Source organism: Nocardia sp. NPDC058519, from assembly GCF_042719755.1.
Lineage (GTDB): Bacteria > Actinomycetota > Actinomycetes > Mycobacteriales > Mycobacteriaceae > Nocardia.
Genome location: NZ_JBHXNK010000004.1, coordinates 174,839 through 197,285, shown reverse-complemented (window position 1 = coordinate 197,285; position 22,447 = coordinate 174,839). Strand labels below are relative to the sequence as shown.

Here is a 22,447-nt window from a genome sequence, read left to right as displayed (position 1 = left end):
CCCGACACTCACTGCCGACCGCCCCGGCTACCCGCCGTAGTGCGCGCCCCACGGGTACGCCACCGGCTGATCGCGTACGCCACCGGCCCGAACAACACGCCACGCTTCTCCAAACAAGCGAGATCGCCCGGCAGTCCGTCGTAGCGGCCGCGATTGCGATCCGAGGCCGCGCCGAAGGTGTACCCGAGCCCACGAGGCAATCGCCGCACCAGCCCCGCGACCATCGCGGGCTCGTGGATCAGCGCACTGGTCAGGTACGCGCCGAGCCCGACGCCATAGCCGTAGGCCTGATTGCGCAGCGCCGCCATATCCCGGTGGTGGCGGTGCCACACCACCGCGCTGGGCTGGTACACCAGCTGATGCCCGGCGACGACGACACGGAAGAACCCGGCCAGATCGTCACCGCCACGGGCGAACGTGCCTGCCCCGATCGCCGGGTCGAACCCGCCGAGCCTGCGCAAGACCGCGGTATCGAACGCCATATTGGCCCCGGAACCGAACCTGCCCGCGGTGAACGGGAACAACGGATCCGCGGGCCGGTTGAGGCTGGTATCGAAGACGTGGAGTTCGAAGCCTTTGTCGAACCCGCCGTGCTGCTCGAGCAACAGCTGCGCAGGCGTTTCGAGTTGAGCGGGCAGGATCAAGCCGGTGACGCAGGCGACGTCGGGTCCGGAAGCGAACCCTTCGGCGATCCCGGTCAGCCAATGGCGGTCGACGACCACATCGTCGTCGACGAAGGCCACGATCTCGCCGCGGGCCGCGGACAGTCCCCGATTGTGTGCCGCCGCCAGACCACGCCGGTTCTCGCGGACATACCGCACGCGCGCACCGAAACGCCGCGAGATCGCCTTGGCGGTCTCCTCGGTGGTCGGATCGTTATCGACGACGACGATCTCGAAGGCCGGATACTCCATCAGCAACAGCGCGTCCAGGCACTCGCACACACTGTCCGGCCGATCCCGGGTGGCGACGACCACGGTGATCACCGGAGCGTGCAGCAGCAACTCCTCATGCCAGCGCAGACACTGCGCCGACACCACCGGCTCGCACGCCACCTCCGCCAGGCACTCCACTCGAGGCAGCCCGTCCGCGGCCAAGTGCGCGTTGACGGCGCCGCCGACCGCCGCCCAGACCTCCGGGACATGCCTGTGCCAGGACAGGCCGAGCCTCCCATCCAGCACCGCGATCCCGACCGGGTGCCCGTGTAACCGCAGCAGCGCCAAGATCTTCGCAGGCCGCACCGACGGATCCGCGAGCACGAGTTCGCTGTCCGGCACGCTCAGCTCGACATCGGTTCGCCCTATCGGCAGATCGGTCTGCTCGAGCGCACGGGCCGCACCCGCCTCCTTGAATTCCCTGTGCGGCTTCAGGTGCTTGGTCACGGCGATCATGACGATCCCATCGCGACGCCGGGAGGTGTGTTCGGTGCCGGTTGAGCACCACCCGCCCGCATGGTCTCCAGCCGATGACCACGCACCACAGTCCGCAGGACCCGGGTACCGTCGTGGATCGCGCGCAGGTTGGACTGGCCTGCCCGCCGCGGTAGCTCCAGGCTGGGCACCTCCGCGATCCGCAAACCCGCCTGCATCGCGCGCACAGTCATCTCGGCCTCGATCTCGAAGCCGGTCGCACACAGATTGAGATGCTCGAGATAGCGCCGATGAAACGCGCAATACCCGTAGCACAAATCGGTGAGGCGCGTGTGATAGATCGCGTTGAACACCATCAGCAGGAACCGGTTGCCCCAACGCCGGATCCGGGTGATGTCGAGTGAACCGCCGCCGCCGATGAAACGCGACCCCTTGACGAAGTCGTAGCCGTTTTCCAGGAAGTGCACGTAATGCGAGATCTCCTGCGGCGACATACTGCCATCGGCATCCATCATCACGATCACATCGCCTGTCGCGGCGAGAAATCCGGCGCGCAGCGCGCAACCCTTTCCGCTGCCCTGCTGCGGCACTACCTTGATATCGGGCCGGGAGCTGCGGGCGGTGATCAGCGTCGCGTCCGTCGAGCCGTCGACAAGGATGATTTCGGTAATGCTGGCCGGAATCTGCTCCAGCACCCACGCGATATTGCGTGCTTCATTGCGTGCTGGAATGACCAGGCTGACAGCAGTTTTCGGGGGACTGCTCGACCATTGATCCGGCGAGGGGGCGGATCTGCTGTCGGGATCGATCGTGGGGGATGGTTCAACCATGGGACACACCTCATCTGGGGACGCCGGTCATCACACGGCGGCCGAAGCTATAGGTATTCAAAACACATCTGACGCCGTGCCGTGCGAGCTGTGCACGGTGCGGCAAGACTGCAGAATGCGAAGTACCGGCTATCAGTTCAGTGGCGGTGAGTGCTCACCGTGATTGCCGCTGCGATGGCAGCGCGGGCGCTCTTGGCGCATTCGGGAGAATTCTTGAGCCATCTCCACTAACCCTTCCCGCGATGAGGTGGTCGAGAGCACCGGCGGGGTCTGGGACGGTGTGTGCTGACTGAATTGTCGCAACGACGGTGACGAATGTTACACCGCGCGAGCCCGACCAGCGGAGCTGCGGTCAGTGGCTGGTGGCAGGCCCGTAGGCGACGACGGTGTCACCGGTCTCGCTGATGACGGTGACGTAGGGCCGTATGTTGACCGAGCCGACCGCGCCGGTCACCGAGGCGTGCACCGCGGACAGCTGGATGAATCCGGCACTGCCCGAGATCGAGCCGGTGGCGCAGTCGACGTCGATGATGCCGGGTCCGAACCCGAGCTCCATCTCTACGCCGGCTCTGGGCAGAAGGCTGTTGACCGAAAGGCCGGGGGAGCTGCCCCCGATCGACAGGCCGAGATCAGGGGTCATCCACTCGAATTTCAGCCTCCCGGCGAAGGACGCCGGGTAGCCGACTTGATAGCCGATGGTGATTCGTCCGCGAAAATCATCGGCGCCGGGACCGGATATTTGATAGCCGGCCTTACCGGAGTGGAACCACTCCCTGGTGAGGGGATTCCCGTCGAGTGGGGCGACGAAGTCGATTCTGGTGTCCGATTCGACCGCCTGTACGGTGCGTCCGGAGCTGTCGACAAGCTGGTTCGCGTACCCTGCCGCAGTTCCGGTGCCGGCGACCACCGTCGCCGATGCGAGGGCGGCTGTTACGACCATCGCATGGAACGCGCGGGTCAGCCATACATGTGTATCTATCATCGAGATCCTCGGTTCGCCGGTCGGCAATCGTACGCGCGAAGGCACACGACAGCTCGACACATTGATCCAATGCGCAAGAACGACAACGGTTCCGCACACCGGATTGGATAACTCGCGGGGACCCCGATCACCCGCATCATGTCCGGACGTCGAAACACCCGAACGGTGGCCGAGAACAATGCCACTGAAATGAGATCGCGCAGAATGGAATCCGCGCCCGGTTCAACGCTCCCGTCGCCGTCGGCAATTGCTCGCACATAGTCGTCGGGGTTAGGGACGACTATGGATCAGGGCGACGGGGCGGGGTCTCGGCGGCGTGCACCTAGGCGTCCTAGAATACCCAATCACCGCGCGATGGAAAAGCACTTTCAGCAACTGCGAATAAAACTGAACCGTGTGCCAGTTATCCAGCGGCGGTGGAAGATCCGCTACCGGCACGGCGGCTGTCGCGGCGGTGCAGGGGATGCCAGGCGGCCGAACCTGATCAGCACGAGCTCAGCGGGGGTGCGGTACGCACCACTCTACTTGACATAATGTGCATTATCGGCGTTTGAAGGCGGCCGGTCACGGAGGGGTTTCGCGGGATGTTTGCGGCGTGTGCCGAGTCGCACCGCGCGCTGAATGCCGCTCACTGTCGCCGGTCCGGATTATCGTTCTCTGCGCACCAGCATTCGCTGCGCTTGTTTATGACATTTCGCGATGCGGGACGAAAGTTGACGAAATTCGGGTGATTCTAGGATTCGGTCGATAAATGACCGTTCGGGCTGAATGTGCCAATCGGCAGATCTGGGCCCGATATCCCCGGAAAACCGATGCGGCCACCTGAAGGCTGACACTCCCCCGTCCACTTCCCCGGCCCCAATTCGTCACAGTGACGAAAGTATCGAGAGTTCCCGGATGGCGCACCGCACCGAAATGATGCGGTGCGCCATAAGTATCAGGCCAGGACAGGGGTGAGGCGGCGAGATTCGGCGGCTTTTTCGGAGCTGGTTTCCGGGGCGTCGTCGGCGTCCGCGGTGAGGTACTTATCGGGCAACGAAAGTTTTGCGATGGTGCGCAATGTCAGACCATATTGACGGACCAGGCTGCCGGTGGTGTACGGCAGCCGATATTCGGCCGCGAGTTTGCGCACTTCACGTTGAATTTCGGGGAGTCGGTTGCTCGGCAGGTCCGGGAACAGGTGGTGTTCGATTTGATGACTGAGCGTGCCGGACAGTATCCGCATCAGGGGACCGACTTCGATATTGGCGCTGCCCAGATATTGGCGCAGATACCATTCGCCGCGAGTCTCGCCCTCGATGTCGCGTTTGGTGAACTTCTCCGCACCGTCGGGGAAATGCCCACAGAATGTGACGATCTGCTCCCACACGTTTTTGGTGAGGTTGGCGGTGACGTTCGCACGCATGGTCGATTTCCAGTTCCGGCCGGTCATCGCCGGGAAGACGACGTAGTCCTTGAGCAGCTGCTTTCCTGCCTTCTGGACGATTTCGTCACGAGCCTGCCGGAACTTCTTCTTGTCCTTCTTGCCCGCCAGCACGCGCGGGATCTCCAGGTGGTACACGCACATGCCGAGCTCATACAGGAGCGACACCGGGACAAGGTAGACGAAGTTCCCCAGGTGGTACGGGCGCCAGCGCCGGTCACGAGTGATGCGGAGAAGCCCGTATCCTTCGTCGGGGTCCAGCCCGAGCACGTTGGTGAATACGTGATGGCGGTAGTTGTGCGCTTCTTTCCAGTGCGCGGCGGGCATGGAATGGTCCCATTCCCAGGTGGTGGAGTGGATTTCCGGGTCGTTCATCCAATCCCACTGGCCGTGCATGACGTTGTGCCCGATCTCCATGTTCTCGAGCACCTTCGACAAGGTGAGCAGGCCTGTCCCCCACCACCAACTGCTTTTCCGGCCGGAGTCGAGCAGTACCAGGCGGGCGGCGATCTCGCACGCTCGCTGAACGCGGATGACGGTCTTGATGTATTGCGCGTCGCGCTCGCCCAAGCTGGATTCGATCCGCCAGCGCAACGCGTCCAGGCGCTGCCCGAACTCTTCGATATCGGTCGGCGAGAGATGTGTGTACGCCTCGACGTCAGATATAGCCATCTGCTGTTTCAACCTCTGTTCCGGTGCCGCACGCCGGGCGCGCGATCCTGGTGAGAATACGAACTCGAGGGGTCGATCCGGTGCGGTAAGCGGTAATTGGTTAGACATTACAGAAGGGGGCCGTGATTGCGGTGTCAGTGACCAGTGGCGCCCTGCCGTCAGTTGGCGGAGAAGTAATGGCCGTTGTCCAAATCAGCGAGCAGGCCGGGCTGAGCAGGTTCCCAGCCGAGGGTCCGGCGGGTGATGAGGTTGGACGCCGGGTAGCTCTGCGTGACTATGTTCGCGAGGAACCCGAAGTATCCCGGCACCATCAGTACGTCCGCGGGAACGCTCACGACGGGCAGGCCAAGACGGCTGCCGATGGCCTCGGCGATCTCGCGGAGCGGGATCGCCCCGTCCCCCACCGCGTGCCAATATTTGCCGGCCGGTCCCTTCTCCAGTGCCAAGCGGAACACGGAGGCGACATCGCGGATGTGCACGGCGTTCCATAGGTTCGCGCCGTCTCCGGGGTAGCCGACAAAGCCCTTCTCCTTCGCCAGCGCGATCAGCTGTACGAGGAAGCCGGCACGATCGGTTGTGCTGTGCGCGATGTTGGCAATCCGCACGATCGAAGACCGCACCCCCCGCTCGGCGAGGTCGATTACGGCGGTTTCCACGACGTTGCGAACCCGCAGAGTGCCCGTGTACTCATCGCCGCCGGGAAGGGCCGGGTCCTCCTCGGTGGCCGGTCGGCCAAGGTTCCCGGGCGAACCGATGCTCCCCGCCGCGACCAGTGGCTTTCCGGTTCCCGCGAGAGCCTCGCCGTAAGCGAGCATGATCGGGAGCTCCGCGGCGGCCACGGCGTCGAGCCCGCCGGACGGAAGCAGGTCCTGCCTGTGCGCGACGTGGATGACGCCGTCGGATTCCGCGGCCGCCTCCTTCAGTCCGTCGAGATCCTCGAGGTCGCCGCGACGCACCTTCGCACCGAGCGCGGACAGGGCCGCCGCGGCCGTGTCCGACCGGGCCAGGCCGGTGACCTCGTGTCCCGCGCTGATGAGCTCGGGGATGATGTACGAACCGGAATGGCCGGTCCCGCCAGTGACGAAAACGCGCATGCTGCTGTCCTTCTGAGGATGTGTGGTCTCGTGCCGTAGATCGACTGACACGCGAGAAGTGGTGGTGCGGGTGCGCTCAGCCGGGAAGGTTGACGCCGAGCGAGAAGTTGAAGTCCCCCACGCCATTACGGGCCAGGCTGATCATCAGCACGGCTACCCCTTCCATCCAGCGCGCCACTTCCAGGCCGCCGGCATCCAGCGGGCGCAGCCCGAGGCTCTCGATGAACGCCGACACGCTCGCCTTTGCCCGCGCGTCGTCACCGGCGAAGAGCACGTCCAGCGGGCCGCCCTGGGCCAGGATGTGGCCGAAGACGGTGTTGAACGCCTTCACGATGTACGCGCCCGCCGGGGCGGCCTCGGCGATCTCCTGCGCGCCGGAAGTGCCGTCCGGGGTGACCAGCCCGGTGGCGTCGGCGTTGGCGGTGTTGGAGATGTCGATGATGACCTTGCCGGCCAGCGCGTCCCCGTACTTGGCGACGATCGGCACGGCGCCGGCGTACGGCACGGCGAGGATGACGAGGTCGCCGACCGGGGTGGTGCCGAATGTCCCGGCTGTGGCACCGCCGCCGAGCGCGGCGGCCATTTCCTTGGCTTTGGCCGGATCGCGGCCGATGATCTCAACGGCGTTGCCGCCGGCGAGCGCCCGGTCAGCCAGCGTGCGGGCCATGTTCCCCAGGCCGATAATGCTGACGCTGCTCATTGGTGTGCCTGCTTTCTGGAGCTGGATAGGACGCCGTGCCCATACCGTCCTTGTCAACGTTTGTCGTCGAATGACGTAATGAGCCCGGCTGAATTCATGAAATGTGCGTTCGGATTCCGGGCCCGGAGATCAAGTCCCGATGTCGAATACCAATACCGAATTCGATTGGGCCCCAATAGGTGCCGATCAAGTAGGTACCTATTGAGGATGCCATTCGACCCGAGTGGGCGTCCAAGACCTATTTCAGCCGTGGTGATACCTTGAAGGCATCACCGGACAGGGAGGTTCCATGGATCTGGACCCGCGCAAACTGCGCTACTTCCTCGCCGTCGCCGACAGGCTGCACTTCGGCCGCGCCGCTGAAGAGCTGCATATCGCGCAGCCAGTGCTCAGTCGGCAGATCCGCGCGCTGGAACAGGATCTCGGCGCCTCGCTGTTCACCAGGGATCGCCACGGCGTTGCGCTGACCGACGCAGGCAGACAACTGCTGGCCGACGCCGGTCCGCTGCTCGCCGCCGCGGACGCGGTCCGCCACCGGGTGACCGTGGCCGCCCACGGAGGCCGGCGGCTGGCGGTCGGCTTCCGGACCGGCATTCCCGTCATCCCGGCGGCCCGGGCGTTCGGGGCCCGACATCCGGACGTGGTCGTCGACGTGCAGCGGATCGAATGGGATGACCAGGCCTCGATGATGCTCGACGGCCGCATCGACGTCGGCTATGTGCGGCTACCCATCGACGAGACCGGCCTGCGCCTGACCCCGCTGTACACAGAGCCGCTCATGGTGGTGCTGCCGGTAGGCCACCGGTTGGCAGGCAAGGAGGAAGTCACCGAAGCCGACCTAGCCGGTGAGCCGCTGGTCTGGCATGCCGACCCGAGCACGCAGCCGACCAGGCGCCCGCACCCGGACTCCGGGCTCCGGGTGCGCGGCGTGGAGGAGAAGCTCGAGCACGTCGCGGCAGGCCGGGGCATCTCGTTCGTGGCGCGTTCGGAGACACTGTTCTACTCACGTCCGGACATCAGCTACGTACCTATTCCGGAACTCGCGCCCGACCAGGTGTGCCTAGCGATGGCGGCATCGCGCATCTCGCCGCTGGCCGATGACTTCTTCATCGCGGCGCAAGCGACTGCCGAGATCACGGCAGAATGCGGGGACTATGAGGCTCATTCAGGCGGTCGCGTAGAAGCGTAGGAACCACTACTTGCCGTGGCTGGGTGATAGATCTTGTCCACCTCGGTGGCGTACTTCTTCATGACCGCTGCGCGCTTGAGTGACATCTTGGGCGTCAGTTCGCCGGTTGCCTCGGTCCAGTCGACCGGCAGAATGCGGATCTTCTTGATCGCCTCGGCATGTGACACCTTCTTGTTGGTGTCGGCGACCGCCGCGTCGATCTCCGCAGCGAGATCGGGGTTCTCGATCAGGGCCTCGTTCGAGGTGTCGGCGGGCAGGTTATGACTCTGCTTCCATGCCGGGAGTACCTCGGGGTCGAGGGTGATCAGGGCGCCGACGAACGGGCGGCCGTCGCCGACCACCATCACCTGGCTGATCAGCGGGTGGGCGCGCAGCGAATCCTCCATCAGTCCCGGGGAGACGTTCTTTCCGCCCGCGGTGACGATGATTTCCTTCTTGCGGCCGGTGATGGTGAGGTAGCCGTCGCGGTCGATGGTGCCGAGATCGCCGGTCTCGAACCAGCCGTCGGCGAAGGCGTCCTCGGTGGCCTGGGGGTTGCCCCAGTATTCGTGGAATACGACCGGGCCGCGCAGCAGCAGCTCGCCGTCCTCGGCGATCTTGACGGCGTGGCCCTCGGTCGGGCGGCCGACGGTGCCGACCCGGGTGTTCGTGGGGGTGTTCACCGTGATCGCGGCGGTGGTCTCGGTGAGTCCGTAGCCCTCGTAGATCGGGATGCCGACGCCGCGGAAGAAGTGACCCAGCCGCGCGCCGAGTGGTCCGCCACCGGACACCGCCGCCTCGCACCGTCCGCCGAGCGCGAGGCGCAGTTTGCGGTAGACGAGTTTGTCGAACAGGGCGTGGCGCAGTCTGAGCACGACACCGGCGCCGCCGGTGTCCAGCGATTCGCTCCAGGCGATGGCGGTCTCGGTGGCCAGGTCGAAGATCTTGCCTTTACCGCCGGCGTGCGCCTTCTGCTTCGCGCCGTTGAAGACTTTTTCGAACACGCGCGGCACCGCGAGGATGAAATGCGGGCGGTAGCTGCCGAATTGGTCGACGAGCGTGGACCAGTCGGAACTGAATGCGACGACCACCTTCGCATCGAGCGCGGCCAGCGTCACCGCGCGCGCGAAGACATGAGCGAGCGGCAGGAACATCAGTGTCTTGTTGCCCTGGGTGACGAACTCGCCCAGCGCTATGCGGTCGGATTTCGACTCCGCGTAGAGGTTCCCGTGTGTGAGGATGACGCCTTTGGGGCGGCCGGTGGTGCCAGAGGTGTAGATCAAGGTCGCCGGGGAGCTCGCGCCGACCTCCGCGCGGCGGGTGTGGACGGTCGCGTCATCGAGATGGGCGCCGCGAGTGGTCAATTCCTCGACGATGCCTTTGTCGATCTGCAGGATTTCGCGCAGCTCGGGCAGTGCGCTCGCGTCGATTTCCTCGATGATCCTGCGGTGTTTGTCGCTGTCGACGATCAGCAGCTTCGTCGCGGAGTCCTGCAGGATCCACTTGGCCTGTTCGGCGGCGGAGCTGTCGTAGATGGCGACGGTGCAGCCGCCGGTGGCCCAGATCGCGTGGTCGAGCACGACCCACTCGTAGCGGGTGGGTGCCATGATGGCCACGCGGTCGCCCGGTTCGATGCCGGTGGCGATGAGACCTTTGGCCACGTCGGTGACTGTTCGCGCGAATTCGGCAGCGGTGACGTCGGTGAGGCCGCCGCTGCCGTTCGAGACGTTGAACAGCACCGTGCGGGGTGAGCGCTCGGCGTGCAGGAACACACTGTCGGAGTTGTTCGCGTGTTCCGGAATCGTGTAGGAAGCCGGGGCTTCGAACTCATGCATCACAGGGGGCCTTCCACGTGGGTTGATCAGTTACTGCGCGGGCGCGTGCTCGATGCCCAGACGCAGCATTCCGCGCAGGTCGTAGGCGTTGGTGGCGACCGCGCCGACGATCAGGCCGATCGCGAGTCCGGCGAGGGTCATCCACAGACCCTGTGCCATGCCTGCTTCGAGGTGTCCGTCGAAGAACAGGATGGCGCGCACGGCCAGGTAGATCTGGTGCATGGGTTCGAAGGTGGCCATGTCGGCGATCCAGCGCGGGGTCGCCTCGAGCGGGATGGTGCCCGAGGACGACGGGATACCGAGCACCACGAACACGATGAGGTTGATCATCAGGCCTGCCGTGCCGAAGGCGGCCATCACCGACAGAGCGGTGACCGCGATGGCGGCGACCGCCAGTGTGCCATAGAGAAACAGCATCAGTGGTCGCTCGATCGCCATGTTCAGCAGGGTGCCGACGCCGAGGAAGACACCGGATGCCAGTGGGGCGCTGATGGCGGCGATCCCCCATTTGACGAGCAGGGTGCGCCATCGGCTGATCGGGGCAGGCGAGGTGGCCTTGTGCCATGGGCCGTATTCGGCGGGGATGTAGCCGAGTGAGGCGTCGACCAGCGAATTGATCATCATCGCGCCGCTGAAACCGACGATCAGCAGGACCAGGGTGTAGAAGAACGCCGCCAGGCCTTGGCCGGTGCCTTCGGGGAGCGGGTGATAGGCGGTGACCACGACGTCGATCGGCTCGGTGAGTTGCAGTCGGGCCGCGCCGCTGAGTGGTGTGGTGCCGGCAGAGGCGCTGACCTGCTCGGCGAGTTGGGCGCCGACGGTGCTGTTCACCTGTGTCATGGCTTGGTCGGCGACGGTGTTCATGATCTGTGCGGCGAGAGTGCCCGCGCGTGGGTTGGTGAGCACGGAGATGATCGGCTGCTCGACCTCGCCCGGGACGATCGAGGCGGCGCCGAGGATGGCGACTCGCTTGGTGAAGTCGCCGGGGATGACGATGGCGCCGTAGACCTCGCCGTTCTGCAGCTGTCGCTGGGCTTCGTTGATGCCGAGTGGGCGCAGGTCGATCTTGTCGGCGGGGATGTTGTCGCTCAGTGCCGAGGCGATCTGTTCACCGATGTTGGCGGGCTTGCCCCCGACGGTGTCGCCGACGTCCTGGTTGACCAGGGCGATCGGGAAGTCGTGCAGATGCTTCTCGGGGTCGGCGGTGTAGCCGAGGTACATGGTGCCCAGCAGCGCCGCCAGGATGGTGACCAGGGTGATCGGGGCCAGCCATTCGCGGATCGGCATGCTGCGCTGCTTGCGGGTGGGCGCGGTGTTGTCAGTCATGGCCTACGTCAATGTAGTCAGCGACAACAAAGTAGTCAACGCAAACATTGGGGTGGCCGTCGGATATCCTGCTCGTACCATGTCCCTGCACACCCCCTACCACCACGGCGACCTCCGCGCCGCGCTGCTGACGCGCGCCGAGTCGACGCTGCGCGAGGCCGGTGTGGATGGGCTGTCCCTGCGCCAGCTGGCCCGCGACACCGGCGTCAGCCATGCGGCGCCGAGTCGGCATTTCCGCGACAAGCAGGCACTACTGGACGCACTCGCCGTCACCGGGCTGGAGCGTCTCGGCGCCTGCTTCGAACAGGCCGTGATCGATGGGCCGATCACGGCACGCCTGCAGACGGTCGCCTATGCCTACCTGCGATTCGCCGTCGACAACCTCGAACTCCTGCCGCTGATGTTCGCGCGCAGGCACAATTCCACGTCCGCCGACATCCAGCAGGCCGTCGACCGCGCTTTCGCGGTCCCGATCGCCCTCATCGCCGAAGGTCAGGCGGCGGGCGAGATCGTCGCGGGCGACCCGAAACGTCTCGGTGTCACAGCCCTGGCCGCCCTTCAGGGCCTGGCCACCTTCGTCGGCTCCGGCTACACCGCCGACTACGACTCCGAACAGCTACTCGACGACCTGGTCCGGCACCTCACCCTGGGCCTACTCCCCCGGTCCTCCCCCAGCTGACGATCACAGAATGCGGCGCGGGCCGTCGACAGTGATCACGTGCGAACGAATCCCTGTCAGTTGGATCCGGCGAGGACTACCGGGCGGCCGTTGAGCGGCTGCGTCGGTCGGTTGCTGTGCGGGAACAGTGCGCGGTAGTTGTCGACGTCGGCGACGGCGACCGGGGCGGGGTGGCGCAGGACGATCCACTCGACACCTTCGGTACACGGGGGCGTGGTCAGGGAGCCCTGGTAGCGGAATTGGGCGAGGTCGGTGGGCAGGAATTCGCGCGGGTCGACGGTGGCGACAGTGCGGGTGAGACCTGAGCGGTTCGGTGTGGCGGTGAGTATTCGGCTCAGCGGGGTGGGGCCGGTGTGCGCGTTCAGGAGGACGGCGAGAACTGCCAGGCGGCCCGACCGGGCGGTGTGGACGAGATGCAGCTCCATGGCGGTGACGGTGCCGTCGACTGTGTGCTCACTGGGCAGGTGGAAGTGGAACTGGGTCAGGGTGAACGGTGTCCCGTCGACGACGATGTGATTGCCGGAGTCCGCCGGTACGGTTGCCTGGATCGTGTGCCCGTTGTTCAGTAAAGGCACCGACGCCATCGGCCGATAGCCGATCTCGATGTGGTCGGACGGGTGTAGTTCGGTGGGGCTGTCCAGGTCGATCGGTGATTGGGCGTGCCCGACTCGACATGTCGCGAAGCCACGGTCGAGATCGGCCCAGTGCTCGGGCCCCTCGCCGTTGTAATCCCAGTGCGGTGCGCTGGTTGTGGCCGCTACCGAACCACCGCAGCCCGCGACGCCGAGCAGTGCCAACGCGGCGAGTGCGCTGCGGCGGGTGATCACGGGGCTGAGGTCATTGCGACGAACCGACACGGTGCAGCTCCTTGCCAGGATTCTGCCGTCGGCCCGAGCCGATGACGCATCCCGGGACGGCAGTCCGCGCATACCGAAATCAGCAAGCCGTCAACCTGTCCGATTTGCACCGAATATCCTTCTAGTGCAATAGATTTCGACTACGCGCGAGATCACAGGCTATGCCGCCGATCCCTGCCCAGACCAGGCTCGACAACGGCGAGATACATCACATCGGCAGTGGCCACGACCTGCCGAACGCACCTAGGGTCGAAAAATGATCGACATTCCAGAGGTTTTCGCCGGCGAAACGATCAGTCGCGAAGGGGAACCCGGGCGGGCATGGATCGCGGCACTCCCCTGCCTGGCGGATGAGTTACTGCAACGGTGGTCGTGTACGCCGGAGGGGCCGGTCATGCACGGCAACGTCGGGATCGTCCTACCGGTGCGGCATCTGGATCATCCGCCCGCTGTCGTGAAGATCTCCTTTCCGCACCCGGGCAATGTGTTCGAGCCCGACGCGTTCGCTACTTGGAACGGGCGGGGTGCGGTGCGGTTGTTCGAACGCGATGACGAGCGGTTCGCGATGCTCCTCGAGCGGACAGGACGCGGCACCCTGGCCGATATCTCCGACTTCGACGAGGCTGTCGGCACGCTCGGGCAACTGTCGCGTCGTCTGGCTATCGATGCTCCAGCCGGGCTGCCGCGTTTGAGCGAGGTGGTTGCCGACTGGCCGGACGAGATCCGAACAACCGCAGCCGAATTGGGCGATCCGATCCCCTGTCGCGTTCTGGATGCGGTCGCAGAGACCTTGCGCGATCTCGGTCCAGATCAGCCCCAGACGCTCGTCCACGGTGACCTCCACGATGCGAATGTCCTGGCGGGAGAACGTGAGCCTTGGCTCGCGATAGATCCCAAGGGATATGTCGGTGACCCTGCGTACGACACGATCACCGTGATCCGTAGCTATCGGTTCGCACCTCTGCTGTTCGCACCTGATCCGGGCGCCGGTATCGGTCGCGGACTTGACTTGTATTGCGAGGCGGCAGGGATCGACCGTGATCGTGCTCGTCGTTGGGCGCAGGTGCGTGCGGTCAAGGCTGCGCTCTGGGGCCGTCGCCACGGCGATCCCGGCTGGTTGATCCAAGCGACCGACCAGCTGATCGAGGTTCTGAGCTGATTGCGCGACCGGCGGACTCCCGATTCGGCGAGTGGTCGGTTGCGGTTCAGGCGGGGTTGGTCGGCCAGTTCTTTTCCATCCACTGGTCCGGTTTGGGGTGGGGGGTGAAGCCGTAGGGGCGGTATAGGTCGTGGGCGTCGCCGGTTGCCAGGGCCATGCGACGTAGGCCCCAGGTGTCCGCGTCGGCCATGATGCGGTCGAGGAGGAGTTTGCCGATGCCTTTTCCGCGCTGGGGGCGGTCGACGTAGACGTCGGAGAGCCAGGCGAAGGTGGTGCGGTCGGTGACCAGTCGGGCGAAGGCGATTTGAGAGCCGTCCTGGAACACGCTGTAGGGCAGGGAGTTCTCGACCAGGCGTTCGATGCGGTCGCGGCTGCGGCCGAGGGCCCAGTAGGCGTCGGTGGACAGGCGATGGTGGAGCCAGTCGAGGTCGACGGCGGCGGGATCGGTGGAGATCTCGAGCATCGGTCCAGAGTAAGTGCGGCCGGGCTCGAGGTGAGTCCGGCCGCACTCGGTCAGGCGCCTACGTAGGTGGCCAGGTGTTCACCGGTGAGGGTGGAGCGCGCCTCGACGAGGTCGGCGGGAGTGCCTTCGAAGACGATGTGACCGCCGTCGTGGCCTGCGCCGGGGCCCAGGTCGATGATCCAGTCGGCGTGGGCCATCACGGCCTGGTGGTGTTCGACGACGATGACGGACTTGCCGGATTCGACGAGTCGGTCGAGCAGGCCGAGGAGTTGTTCGACGTCGGCCAGGTGCAGGCCGGTGGTCGGTTCGTCGAGGATGTAGACGCCGCCCTTGTCGGACATATGGGTGGCGAGCTTGAGGCGCTGGCGTTCGCCGCCGGACAGGGTCGTCAGTGGCTGGCCGATGGTGAGATAGCCGAGCCCGACTTCGGTGAGGTGGGTGAGGATCTTGTGGGCGGCTGGAGTGCGGGCTTCGCCTTCGCCGAAGAAGTCGCGGGCATCGTCGACGGGCATGGCGAGCACTTCGCTGATGTTCTTGCCCGCGAAGGTGTACTCGAGGACTTCGGCCATGAAGCGTTTGCCCTCACACACCTCACACATGGTCGAGACGCCGGCCATCATCGCCAGGTCGGTGTAGACTACGCCCGCACCGTTGCAGTTGGGGCAGGCACCTTCGGAATTGGCGCTGAACAGGGCGGGTTTGGCGCCGGTGGCCTTGGCGAAGGCTTTGCGGATGTGGTCGAGCAGGCCGGTGTAGGTGGCGGGGTTGCTGCGCCGCGAGCCCTTGATCGGGGTCTGGTCGATGTTGATGACGCCTTCGTCGGTCGGGATCGAGCCGTGGACCAGCGAGCTCTTGCCCGAGCCCGCGACGCCGGTGATCGCGACCAGGATGCCGAGGGGGATGTCGACGTCGACCTTGTTGAGGTTGTTGGCGGTGGCGCCGCGAATCTGCAAGGCGCTGTCGGACTTTCGTACCGAGTCCTTGACCGAGGCGCGGTCGTCGAAGTGGCGGCCGGTGACGGTGTCGCTGGCGCGCAGCCCCTCGACGGTGCCTTCGAAGCAGATGGTGCCGCCCTTGGAGCCCGCAGCAGGCCCGAGATCGACGATATGGTCGGCGATCACGATCGTTTCGGGCTTGTGCTCGACGACGAGCACGGTGTTGCCCTTGTCGCGCAGGCGCAGCAGCAGCCCGTTCATCCGCTGGATGTCGTGCGGGTGCAGGCCCGCGGTGGGCTCGTCGAAGACGTAGGTGACGTCGGTGAGGGAGGAGCCGAGATGGCGAATCATCTTGACGCGCTGCGCTTCACCGCCGGACAGGGTGCCCGAGGAGCGCGACAGCGACAGGTAGCCGAGGCCGATCTCGACGAACGAGTCCAGGGTTTGGCGCAGCGATTCGAGCAGCGGCGCCACCGACGGGTCGTCGACCTCCTTGACCCAGTCGGCGAGGTCGGTGATCTGCATGGCGCAGGCGTCGGCGATGCTGATGCCGTTGACCTTCGACGAGCGCGCTTCGGCCGAGAGCCGGGTGCCGTCGCAGTCGGGGCAGGTGCCGAACGTGACGGCGCGTTCGACGAAGGCGCGCACGTGCGGCTGCAGCGCTTCGACGTCCTTGGACAGCATCGACTTGCGGATCTTGGGAATCAAGCCCTCGTAGGTGAGGTTGATGCCCTCGACCTTGACCTTGGTCGGTTCCTTGTAGAGCAGGTCGGCGAGCTGCTTCTTGGTGTACTTCTTGATCGGCTTGGCGGGGTCGAAGAAGCCGCTGCCCTTGTAGATTCGGCCCATCCACCCGTCCATGCTGTAACCGGGGATGGTGAACGGACCCTCGTCGAGTGACTTGTTCTCGTCGTAGAGCTGGGTGAGGTCGATGTCGTTGACGTGCCCCTTGCCCTCACAGGTGGGACACATGCCGCCGGTGATGGAGAAGCTGCGGCGTTCCTTGACGGTGACACCGTGCTTCTCGACTTCGACCGCACCCGCGCCGCTGATCGAGGCGACGTTGAAGGAGAACGCCTGCGAGGACCCGATGTGCGGGTCGCCGAGGCGGCTGAACAGGATCCGCAGCATCGCGTTGGCGTCGGTGACGGTGCCGACTGTGGAGCGTGGGTTCGCGCCCAGACGGGACTGATCGACCAGGATGGCGGTAGTCAGTCCCTCGAGCACGTCGACGTCGGGGCGCGATTGGCTGGGCATGAAGCCCTGTACGAACGCGCTGTAGGTCTCGTTGATCAGGCGCTGTGATTCGGCGGCGATGGTGCCGAAGACCAGGGAGCTCTTGCCGGATCCGGAAACGCCGGTGAAGACGGTCAGCCTGCGCTTGGGGATCTCGATGCTCACATCGCGCAGGTTGTTGACGCGTGCGCCGTGCACACGGATCAGGTCGTGGCTGTCGGCCGGCTCTATGGTGGTGCCGGTCTTCTTGGCCGTGCTCATGGGTCTCCCTCGATCAGTCGACATCGCCGGATATCGAATCTACCGGCGCGGTGGCCTACTTGGCCTGCTGGATCCGGACCATATTTCCGGCGGGGTCACGGAAGGCACAGTCGCGGACACCATAGGGCTGATCGGTGGGTTCCTGGACGACCTCGATCTCGCCTTCCTGCAGCTTTTCGAACAGGCCGTCGAGGTCTTCGGTGGCGAGGTTGATGGCGGCGTAGGTGCCTTTGGCCATCATCTCGCTGATGACGCGGCGTTCCTCGTCGGTGATGCCGGGGTCGGCGGCCGGTGGATGCAGCACGATCGAGGTGTCTGGCTGGCCCGCGGGGCCGACGGTGATCCACCGCATCCCGTTGTAGCCGACGTCGTTGCGCACCTCGAAGCCGAGGGCGTCGCGGTAGAAGGCGAGGGCGGCGTCGGGGTCGTCCTGCGGCAGGTAGGTCTGGTGAATGGTGAGGTTCATGGCGACCACGCTAATTGCCGGTCGGAGCCGAAGCTTCTCGATTCCTGATCGGTCTGGTCACCTTCTTGACCACGCACGACGGCATCCCCGCGGTCTGTTCGTCCTGCTGCTGCTTGTAGACGCTGGGCGGCACGCCGACGAGTTCGGTGAAGCGGGTGCTGAAGGTGCCCAGCGAGGACGAGCCGACCGCGAAACACACCTCGGTGACACTCAGATCGCCGCGACGCAGCAGTGCCATGGCGCGTTCGATACGGCGGGTCATGAGGTAGGAATACGGCGATTCGCCATACGCGAGCCGGAACTGGCGGCTGAGGTGTCCGGCCGACATGTGTACGCCGCGGGCGAGCGCTTCGACGTCGAGTGGCTGGGCGTATTCGCGGTCGATGCGGTCGCGCACGCGACGCAGCAGCGCGAGGTCGCGCAGATGCTGTGGTTTCGCGGGTGTGCCGGTCATATCCGCGATCGTCCCACGTCGGGGCGATTTTCAGGACAGCGGCCCGCGGCGAGTGTCGAGGACCATGGTGAGTTCGGCGCGGAAGTGGGGGCAGGTGCGGAAGTCCTCGGCGTCGCACTCGAGGACGTGGGTGACGGCATCGAGGGCGGAGCGGGTGCGGGCGATCTTTTCGGTGAGGCGGTCACGGTGGGCCTCGAGTACTTCGCGGCGGGTGGTGCGGTCGGGGGCGTGGGTGAACAGGACGGCGAGATCGTCGAGGGACAAGCCGGCCTTCTTGCCGAGCACGATCATCGCGATGGTGTCGATATCGGTGCCGCGGTAGTGGCGGCGTCCGGCCGAGTCACGGGGTGGACAGAGCAGTCCGCGGTCTTCCCAGTGGCGCAGGACGTGGGTCGCCAGCCCGAACCGCGCCGCCACCGCACCGATCGTGGTGTGTTCCTCGGCCATCCGCCGAGCCTATGCGGTGACGCGGAAGCAGGTGATCACGGCGGCGGGATGCCATGGGAGACGGACTGTTTCGGTGTCGACCGAGCCGAAGACCGTACCGAGGGCGCGTCGGATCTCGCGGGTTCGGGCGAAGCGGAAATCGTAGATCCCGGCGGTGCCGCCCGGCCGGAGCACGCGATGCAGTTCGGTGACGGCGGCGGGCAGGTCCGGCCATTCGTGCATGCTCAGGCTCGAGACGGCGAGGTCTATGCTGGCATCGGGGTCGGGCAGGTCGCTGACGTCGGCGACGGCCAGTTCCACCGTGTGCTCGGCGAGCGTGCGGCGGGCGATCTCGATCATGTGCGGGGACAGGTCGATCCCGTGCAGGTGCAGGTCGGGTCGGCGAGCTGCCAAGCGCGACAGGAGCTTTCCCGGACCCGTACCGAGGTCGATAACGGTGGCCGAGTGGGTGGTGCGGGCGTCGATGTCGGTGGCGATCCGGCGGTACAGGCCGGTGAGGAGCCGGGTGGCGCGACGGTCGTAGCCGAGGCTCTGTTCGTATCCGAAGGTGGTCATGGGACCACCGTGCGTGTTCAGGCCGACTTGAAGTCAAGCTCTCCGGTCGGGCGGACGGTGGCGGTGCGCCCCGGCGCTTGCTGGAACTGCCAGTACAGGTTCGTATGGGCGATGACATCCTCGGGTTTCGGTGCGCCCCAACGGGTCTTGTCCGAGGTGGTGTGGGCGTCGGCGACCAGGGTGACGTCGTAGCCGCGGACGAAGGCGCCGTGGATGGTGGAGCGGACACACGCGTCGGTGTCGGCGCCGGTGACGACCAGGTGGCCCGCGTTCGCGGCGGCGAGGAGCACCTCGAGCTCGGTGTCTTCGAACGAGTCGCCGTAGCGTTTGTGGACCAGCGGCTCGCTGTCGGCGCGGGTGAGTTCGGGGACGTAGCGCCAGGGGTCGGTGCCCTCGACCAAGTCTTCGGAGCGGTGCTGGATCCAGATGATCGGGATATCAGCGATGCGTGCCCGGTCGACGAGAGTGCTGATGTTGGCGACGACCTCGTCGCGGCGATGCGCTTCGTCGACGACACCGTTCTGGACATCGACGACCAGCAGCGCGGTGTTCGGACGGTTGGGCAGCGTGGTCATGGCGATTCCTTTGGCGGTGGTCAGAGCGGGCGCAGGACGACGATGCCGGGAACGGTCCGCAGGTAGTCGGTCAAAGGAGTGTCGACGACCTGGTTGTTCGCGGCAAGGGAGGAGGCGTTGCGGAAGACGGGGCCGGTGGGGGTTTGGACGATGAAGCCGACGTGGGTGACATCGAGGCCGGCATCCGGGGTGTAGGCACCGAGGTAGTCACCTGTGCGGAGGGCGCCCGACACTGACCCGTCGACCGCAGCCGAGGGGATATGGGTGACCGCACGCTCGACCACGGGGACACCGGGCAGGTAGGTGCTGCCGTCGGCTTTCGCGTTGAGATGCTTGGTGGTGGTGACGGCGGCGGGGCTCAGACTCGCGGTGATGTCGGTGGCCGCCAGGCGCTCCCGGGTGGCCCAGTCGGTGAAGAAGTGCTTGCGCTGGGCGAACTCGACGCGGCCGTCGATATAGCGGGTGGCGATCAGGTTGGTGAGGAACTGGTCGCGGTCGGCGGAGCGGGAGGCGGCGTCGATGTAGTCGAGGTAGGTGAAGCAGTCCACGCGGCGCAAGTCGACGACGAGCTGTTCGGGCTCGGTGGCAGAGCCGATCAGCATATTCGCGCCATAGGGGGTGCCGAGCAGGCGTGCGGAGAGGCGTTCGATGAGTTCGCCACGGCCGAGATTGCCCGATTCGGCACGCACAGTGAGCAGTTCGTCGATCTTGCGGGCAGTGGCATCGTCGACGGACGGGGCGGCCGAGGCCGGTGCGAGCGCGCACACGAGCGCGGCGAGCACGAGCAGGATCCGGACGATGATGCGCAAGAAGCCTCCAGCTGGCCACGGGTCGATCGGTGCGAGCGCTGTCCACCGTAGCCGAGGCAGCCGACACGATTGCTGTGTCGGAGATACCCGGTGCCGTCACGAGTGTCGCGTACGTGCGGCGGCGGTCGATGACGCCGATTGTTCGCGAATGGTCTCGTATCGACCGATCGGTGGGTTGTTCGCGTACCGTTGCCGCAGGTAGTCCGTATTCGCGGCGAGTTCGCGATGGGGTGCTCCCCGGGTGTCGTGGATGTGGTTCGTGCAGACGTCGACCGTTGGCCCGTGCGGGCGGAAGGGATGCCGAAATGCGTGCGTTGACCGTGGTTCCCATGCAGAAGCAATCATTGCTGGTGGAGGACGTACCCGATCCGGACGTCGGCCCCGGCGAGTTGCTCGTCGACGGGATCTCGCTGGGCATCTGCGGAACCGACCGCGATATCGCGCAGGGCAACTACGGCTGGCTGCCCCCGGGCAAGTCACGGATGGTGCTCGGCCACGAATCTCTGGGCAGAGTGAAGACGGTGCCGGACGGCAGCAAGTTCGCTCCGGGCGATCTCGTCGTCGGGATCGTGCGCAGGCCGGATCCGGTGCCGTGTGGGGCGTGCGCGCGCGGGCAGTGGGACATGTGCCGCAACGGGCTGTATGTGGAGCGCGGGATCAAGGAGATCGACGGGTACGGGTCGACGGTCTGGGCTGTGCGCGAGGACTTCGCGGTCACGCTCGATCCGGCGTTGGAGAAGGTCGGCGTGCTGTTGGAGCCGATGACAGTGGTCGCCAAAGCGTGGGATCAGATCGAGAAGATCAACAACCGCGCCTGGTTCGATCCGCGCACGGTCCTGGTCACCGGCGCCGGGCCGATCGGCTTGTTGGCGGCCTTGCTCGGGCAGCAACGCGGACTCGACGTGCACGTCCTCGACCGCGCCCGTGGCGGGTTGAAAGAAGAGCTGGTCACAGCGTTGGGCGCCACGTTCCACACGGGGACGACGGCGGCCGCCGCGGCGGCGATCCGGCCCGACATCGTGATCGAGGCAACCGGTGCGCCCGCGGTGGCGTTGCAGGCGATGGAGATCGACAATCCCGGGGTGATCATCTGCTTGACCGGGGTGACGACGCCCGGTGTCGACACCGAAGTCGATATGGGCGGGTTGAACCGCAATATCGTGCTCGGCAACACACTGGTGTTCGGTTCGGTGAACGCGAACCGCCACCACTACGAGCAGGGAGCGGAGGCGCTGGCCAAAGCGGACGCGTCGTGGCTGGAACGGCTGATCACCCGGCGACTGCCGCTGGAGAAGGCGATCGAGGCGTTCGATCCGGGTGGGTCCGATATCAAGGTCGTCATCGACCTGGCCTGACTCCGTCAGTCCGCGGTGCTCAGTCGGCCGCCGCGGATTCGGTGGCGGGCACCGCGCAGCCGTCGGGGCCACAGGCGTCGCCGTCGGCGATGAGCTGGGGGGTGGGTCGATCGTTCCACGCGGTATTCAGTGCCCGGGTGAAAGTTTCGGGAGGCTGAGCGCCCGAGACCGCGTACTTGCCGTCGAAAACGAAGAACGGGACACCGGTGGCGCCGAGTGCGGCGGCTTCGGCTTCGTCGCGGCGGACCGCGTCGGCGTAGGCGTCGGGGTCGGCCAGCACCGCGCGGGCCGAGTCCTCATCCAGGCCCGCGCGCACGGCCAGCGCCACGAGACGTTCGGTGTCACCGAAGACGGGTTCGGGCTCGGCGAAGTTGCCTGCGTAGAGCGCGTCGAGCATGGCCTCCTGTTTACCCTGGTCGAGGGCGAAGTGCAGGAGCCGGTGCATGTCGAAGCTGTTGCCGGAGTCGCGGCCCGAGGTTTGATAGGGCAGTCCCATCGCCGCGGCTTGGGCGCCGATGCCGCGTTCGTTGGCGGCGGCCTGGTCGACGGTGATGCCGTATTTCTCGGCGATCGCCGCGATGACCGGGCGCGTGGAACCGGCGGGCAGCGTCGGGTCGAGTTCGAAGGACCTGTGCACCACGTCGACGTCGTCACGGTGCGCGAAGTCGGCCAGCGCTTGTTCGAAGCGGGCCTTACCCAGGTAGCAGAACGGGCAATTGATGTCGGTCCAGATCTCTACTGTGGTGGACAAGCGGGCCTCCTGCGGCACATCTCGAGTGCGGCGGCGGTCCGCCGA

Annotated in this window: 22 protein-coding genes; 4 read left to right on the top strand and 18 right to left on the bottom strand. The window is 65.8% G+C overall.

The genetic code is table 11. The features are described 5' to 3' along the window. Nucleotides 1–8 precede the first annotated feature (8 nt). The 6 genes from ACFWPK_RS07035 to ACFWPK_RS07010 form a co-directional block, all read right to left on the bottom strand. Entirely contained in the window at nucleotides 9–1,391 is a 1,383-nt protein-coding gene (locus tag ACFWPK_RS07035; protein ID WP_378913652.1) for a glycosyltransferase, read from the bottom strand. Beyond that, the gene (locus ACFWPK_RS07030) at nucleotides 1,388–2,200 is read right to left on the bottom strand and encodes a glycosyltransferase family 2 protein (RefSeq protein ID WP_378913651.1); all 813 of its coding nucleotides are present in this window, start codon (nucleotides 2,198–2,200) and stop codon (nucleotides 1,388–1,390) included. Before ACFWPK_RS07030 ends, ACFWPK_RS07035 begins: the two co-directional genes overlap by 4 nt. Nucleotides 2,201–2,552: 352 nt before the next feature. After that, nucleotides 2,553–3,182 carry an MspA family porin gene (locus ACFWPK_RS07025; RefSeq protein WP_378913650.1) on the bottom strand — a complete coding sequence of 210 codons (630 nt, stop codon included), beginning with the start codon at nucleotides 3,180–3,182 and terminating at the stop codon, nucleotides 2,553–2,555. 937 nt (nucleotides 3,183–4,119) lie between these two features. After that, on the bottom strand, nucleotides 4,120–5,277 hold the full coding sequence (locus ACFWPK_RS07020; protein WP_378913649.1) for a fatty acid desaturase family protein: 1,158 nt from the start codon (nucleotides 5,275–5,277) through the stop codon (nucleotides 4,120–4,122). 158 nt (nucleotides 5,278–5,435) lie between these two features. After that, a complete protein-coding gene (locus ACFWPK_RS07015) occupies nucleotides 5,436–6,371 on the bottom strand; it encodes an SDR family oxidoreductase (RefSeq protein ID WP_378913648.1) in 936 nt (311 codons plus the stop codon). A 76-nt stretch (nucleotides 6,372–6,447) separates the two neighbouring features. Next, nucleotides 6,448–7,071 carry an NADPH-dependent F420 reductase gene (locus ACFWPK_RS07010; protein ID WP_378913647.1) on the bottom strand — a complete coding sequence of 208 codons (624 nt, stop codon included), beginning with the start codon at nucleotides 7,069–7,071 and terminating at the stop codon, nucleotides 6,448–6,450. Between the two features lie 289 nt (nucleotides 7,072–7,360). Here ACFWPK_RS07010 and ACFWPK_RS07005 point away from each other — a divergent pair, with 289 nt between their 5' ends. Further along, nucleotides 7,361–8,260 (top strand): LysR family transcriptional regulator, encoded by a 900-nt coding sequence (locus ACFWPK_RS07005; RefSeq protein ID WP_378913646.1) that lies wholly within the window; start codon nucleotides 7,361–7,363, stop codon nucleotides 8,258–8,260. Here ACFWPK_RS07005 and ACFWPK_RS07000 read toward each other — a convergent pair. After that, nucleotides 8,233–10,074 carry an AMP-dependent synthetase/ligase gene (locus tag ACFWPK_RS07000; protein ID WP_378913645.1) on the bottom strand — a complete coding sequence of 614 codons (1,842 nt, stop codon included), beginning with the start codon at nucleotides 10,072–10,074 and terminating at the stop codon, nucleotides 8,233–8,235. The two genes, ACFWPK_RS07005 and ACFWPK_RS07000, sit on opposite strands and share 28 nt — an antisense overlap. Before the next feature lie 30 nt (nucleotides 10,075–10,104). Continuing rightward, nucleotides 10,105–11,400 carry a DUF3533 domain-containing protein gene (locus tag ACFWPK_RS06995; protein ID WP_378913644.1) on the bottom strand — a complete coding sequence of 432 codons (1,296 nt, stop codon included), beginning with the start codon at nucleotides 11,398–11,400 and terminating at the stop codon, nucleotides 10,105–10,107. Nucleotides 11,401–11,479: 79 nt separating this feature from the next. Here ACFWPK_RS06995 and ACFWPK_RS06990 point away from each other — a divergent pair, with 79 nt between their 5' ends. Beyond that, nucleotides 11,480–12,079 carry a TetR/AcrR family transcriptional regulator gene (locus ACFWPK_RS06990; protein WP_378913643.1) on the top strand — a complete coding sequence of 200 codons (600 nt, stop codon included), beginning with the start codon at nucleotides 11,480–11,482 and terminating at the stop codon, nucleotides 12,077–12,079. A 56-nt stretch (nucleotides 12,080–12,135) separates the two neighbouring features. Here ACFWPK_RS06990 and ACFWPK_RS06985 read toward each other — a convergent pair whose 3' ends face one another. Further along, nucleotides 12,136–12,936: a carbonic anhydrase gene (locus tag ACFWPK_RS06985; protein WP_378913642.1), complete on the bottom strand. Its 801-nt coding sequence runs from the start codon at nucleotides 12,934–12,936 to the stop codon at nucleotides 12,136–12,138. A 256-nt stretch (nucleotides 12,937–13,192) separates the two neighbouring features. On the opposite strand from ACFWPK_RS06985, the gene ACFWPK_RS06980 reads away from it, so the two are divergent. Beyond that, complete coding sequence (locus ACFWPK_RS06980; RefSeq protein WP_378913641.1) at nucleotides 13,193–14,095, top strand: aminoglycoside phosphotransferase family protein; 903 nt, start codon at nucleotides 13,193–13,195, stop codon at nucleotides 14,093–14,095. A gap of 46 nt (nucleotides 14,096–14,141) precedes the next feature. Here ACFWPK_RS06980 and ACFWPK_RS06975 read toward each other — a convergent pair whose 3' ends face one another. Genes ACFWPK_RS06975 through ACFWPK_RS06940 form a run of 8 tightly spaced genes read right to left on the bottom strand, consistent with a single transcriptional unit; the run spans nucleotide 14,142 to nucleotide 20,296 of the window. Next, on the bottom strand, nucleotides 14,142–14,558 hold the full coding sequence (locus tag ACFWPK_RS06975) for a GNAT family N-acetyltransferase (protein WP_378913640.1): 417 nt from the start codon (nucleotides 14,556–14,558) through the stop codon (nucleotides 14,142–14,144). 50 nt (nucleotides 14,559–14,608) lie between these two features. Next, the gene (locus tag ACFWPK_RS06970; RefSeq protein WP_378913639.1) at nucleotides 14,609–16,990 is read right to left on the bottom strand and encodes an ATP-binding cassette domain-containing protein; all 2,382 of its coding nucleotides are present in this window, start codon (nucleotides 16,988–16,990) and stop codon (nucleotides 14,609–14,611) included. A 55-nt stretch (nucleotides 16,991–17,045) separates the two neighbouring features. Then, nucleotides 17,046–17,456 (bottom strand): VOC family protein, encoded by a 411-nt coding sequence (locus ACFWPK_RS06965; RefSeq protein ID WP_378913638.1) that lies wholly within the window; start codon nucleotides 17,454–17,456, stop codon nucleotides 17,046–17,048. Nucleotides 17,457–17,466: 10 nt separating this feature from the next. Then, complete coding sequence (locus ACFWPK_RS06960; RefSeq protein ID WP_378913637.1) at nucleotides 17,467–17,910, bottom strand: helix-turn-helix transcriptional regulator; 444 nt, start codon at nucleotides 17,908–17,910, stop codon at nucleotides 17,467–17,469. Between the two features lie 30 nt (nucleotides 17,911–17,940). Beyond that, nucleotides 17,941–18,357, bottom strand: a complete 417-nt coding sequence (locus tag ACFWPK_RS06955) for a MerR family transcriptional regulator (RefSeq protein ID WP_378913636.1) — start codon at nucleotides 18,355–18,357, stop codon at nucleotides 17,941–17,943. A gap of 9 nt (nucleotides 18,358–18,366) precedes the next feature. After that, nucleotides 18,367–18,912, bottom strand: coding sequence for a class I SAM-dependent methyltransferase (locus ACFWPK_RS06950; protein WP_378913635.1), 546 nt, complete (start codon nucleotides 18,910–18,912; stop codon nucleotides 18,367–18,369). Between the two features lie 17 nt (nucleotides 18,913–18,929). Further along, entirely contained in the window at nucleotides 18,930–19,487 is a 558-nt protein-coding gene (locus tag ACFWPK_RS06945) for an isochorismatase family protein (RefSeq protein WP_378913634.1), read from the bottom strand. Nucleotides 19,488–19,507: 20 nt separating this feature from the next. Further along, nucleotides 19,508–20,296 carry a DUF1460 domain-containing protein gene (locus ACFWPK_RS06940; RefSeq protein ID WP_378913633.1) on the bottom strand — a complete coding sequence of 263 codons (789 nt, stop codon included), beginning with the start codon at nucleotides 20,294–20,296 and terminating at the stop codon, nucleotides 19,508–19,510. Between the two features lie 305 nt (nucleotides 20,297–20,601). Here ACFWPK_RS06940 and ACFWPK_RS06935 point away from each other — a divergent pair, with 305 nt between their 5' ends. Next, nucleotides 20,602–21,651 (top strand): glucose 1-dehydrogenase, encoded by a 1,050-nt coding sequence (locus ACFWPK_RS06935; protein ID WP_378913632.1) that lies wholly within the window; start codon nucleotides 20,602–20,604, stop codon nucleotides 21,649–21,651. Between the two features lie 19 nt (nucleotides 21,652–21,670). Here the strand turns inward: ACFWPK_RS06935 and ACFWPK_RS06930 are convergent, their stop codons facing one another. Next, a complete protein-coding gene (locus ACFWPK_RS06930; protein WP_378913631.1) occupies nucleotides 21,671–22,402 on the bottom strand; it encodes a DsbA family oxidoreductase in 732 nt (243 codons plus the stop codon). Nucleotides 22,403–22,447 lie beyond the last annotated feature (45 nt).

What these genes read in the sequence shown, in the direction of transcription:
- ACFWPK_RS07035 (WP_378913652.1), bottom strand. Translation starts at nt 1,391, where the DNA reads ATGATCGCCGTGACCAAGCACCTGAAGCCGCACAGGGAATTCAAGGAG.
- ACFWPK_RS07030 (WP_378913651.1), bottom strand. Translation starts at nt 2,200, where the DNA reads ATGGTTGAACCATCCCCCACGATCGATCCCGACAGCAGATCCGCCCCC.
- ACFWPK_RS07025 (WP_378913650.1), bottom strand. Translation starts at nt 3,182, where the DNA reads ATGATAGATACACATGTATGGCTGACCCGCGCGTTCCATGCGATGGTC.
- ACFWPK_RS07020 (WP_378913649.1), bottom strand. Translation starts at nt 5,277, where the DNA reads ATGGCTATATCTGACGTCGAGGCGTACACACATCTCTCGCCGACCGAT.
- ACFWPK_RS07015 (WP_378913648.1), bottom strand. Translation starts at nt 6,371, where the DNA reads ATGCGCGTTTTCGTCACTGGCGGGACCGGCCATTCCGGTTCGTACATC.
- ACFWPK_RS07010 (WP_378913647.1), bottom strand. Translation starts at nt 7,071, where the DNA reads ATGAGCAGCGTCAGCATTATCGGCCTGGGGAACATGGCCCGCACGCTG.
- ACFWPK_RS07005 (WP_378913646.1), top strand. Translation starts at nt 7,361, where the DNA reads ATGGATCTGGACCCGCGCAAACTGCGCTACTTCCTCGCCGTCGCCGAC.
- ACFWPK_RS07000 (WP_378913645.1), bottom strand. Translation starts at nt 10,074, where the DNA reads ATGCATGAGTTCGAAGCCCCGGCTTCCTACACGATTCCGGAACACGCG.
- ACFWPK_RS06995 (WP_378913644.1), bottom strand. Translation starts at nt 11,400, where the DNA reads ATGACTGACAACACCGCGCCCACCCGCAAGCAGCGCAGCATGCCGATC.
- ACFWPK_RS06990 (WP_378913643.1), top strand. Translation starts at nt 11,480, where the DNA reads ATGTCCCTGCACACCCCCTACCACCACGGCGACCTCCGCGCCGCGCTG.
- ACFWPK_RS06980 (WP_378913641.1), top strand. Translation starts at nt 13,193, where the DNA reads ATGATCGACATTCCAGAGGTTTTCGCCGGCGAAACGATCAGTCGCGAA.
- ACFWPK_RS06975 (WP_378913640.1), bottom strand. Translation starts at nt 14,558, where the DNA reads ATGCTCGAGATCTCCACCGATCCCGCCGCCGTCGACCTCGACTGGCTC.
- ACFWPK_RS06970 (WP_378913639.1), bottom strand. Translation starts at nt 16,990, where the DNA reads ATGAGCACGGCCAAGAAGACCGGCACCACCATAGAGCCGGCCGACAGC.
- ACFWPK_RS06965 (WP_378913638.1), bottom strand. Translation starts at nt 17,456, where the DNA reads ATGAACCTCACCATTCACCAGACCTACCTGCCGCAGGACGACCCCGAC.
- ACFWPK_RS06960 (WP_378913637.1), bottom strand. Translation starts at nt 17,910, where the DNA reads ATGACCGGCACACCCGCGAAACCACAGCATCTGCGCGACCTCGCGCTG.
- ACFWPK_RS06955 (WP_378913636.1), bottom strand. Translation starts at nt 18,357, where the DNA reads ATGGCCGAGGAACACACCACGATCGGTGCGGTGGCGGCGCGGTTCGGG.
- ACFWPK_RS06950 (WP_378913635.1), bottom strand. Translation starts at nt 18,912, where the DNA reads ATGACCACCTTCGGATACGAACAGAGCCTCGGCTACGACCGTCGCGCC.
- ACFWPK_RS06945 (WP_378913634.1), bottom strand. Translation starts at nt 19,487, where the DNA reads ATGACCACGCTGCCCAACCGTCCGAACACCGCGCTGCTGGTCGTCGAT.
- ACFWPK_RS06935 (WP_378913632.1), top strand. Translation starts at nt 20,602, where the DNA reads ATGCGTGCGTTGACCGTGGTTCCCATGCAGAAGCAATCATTGCTGGTG.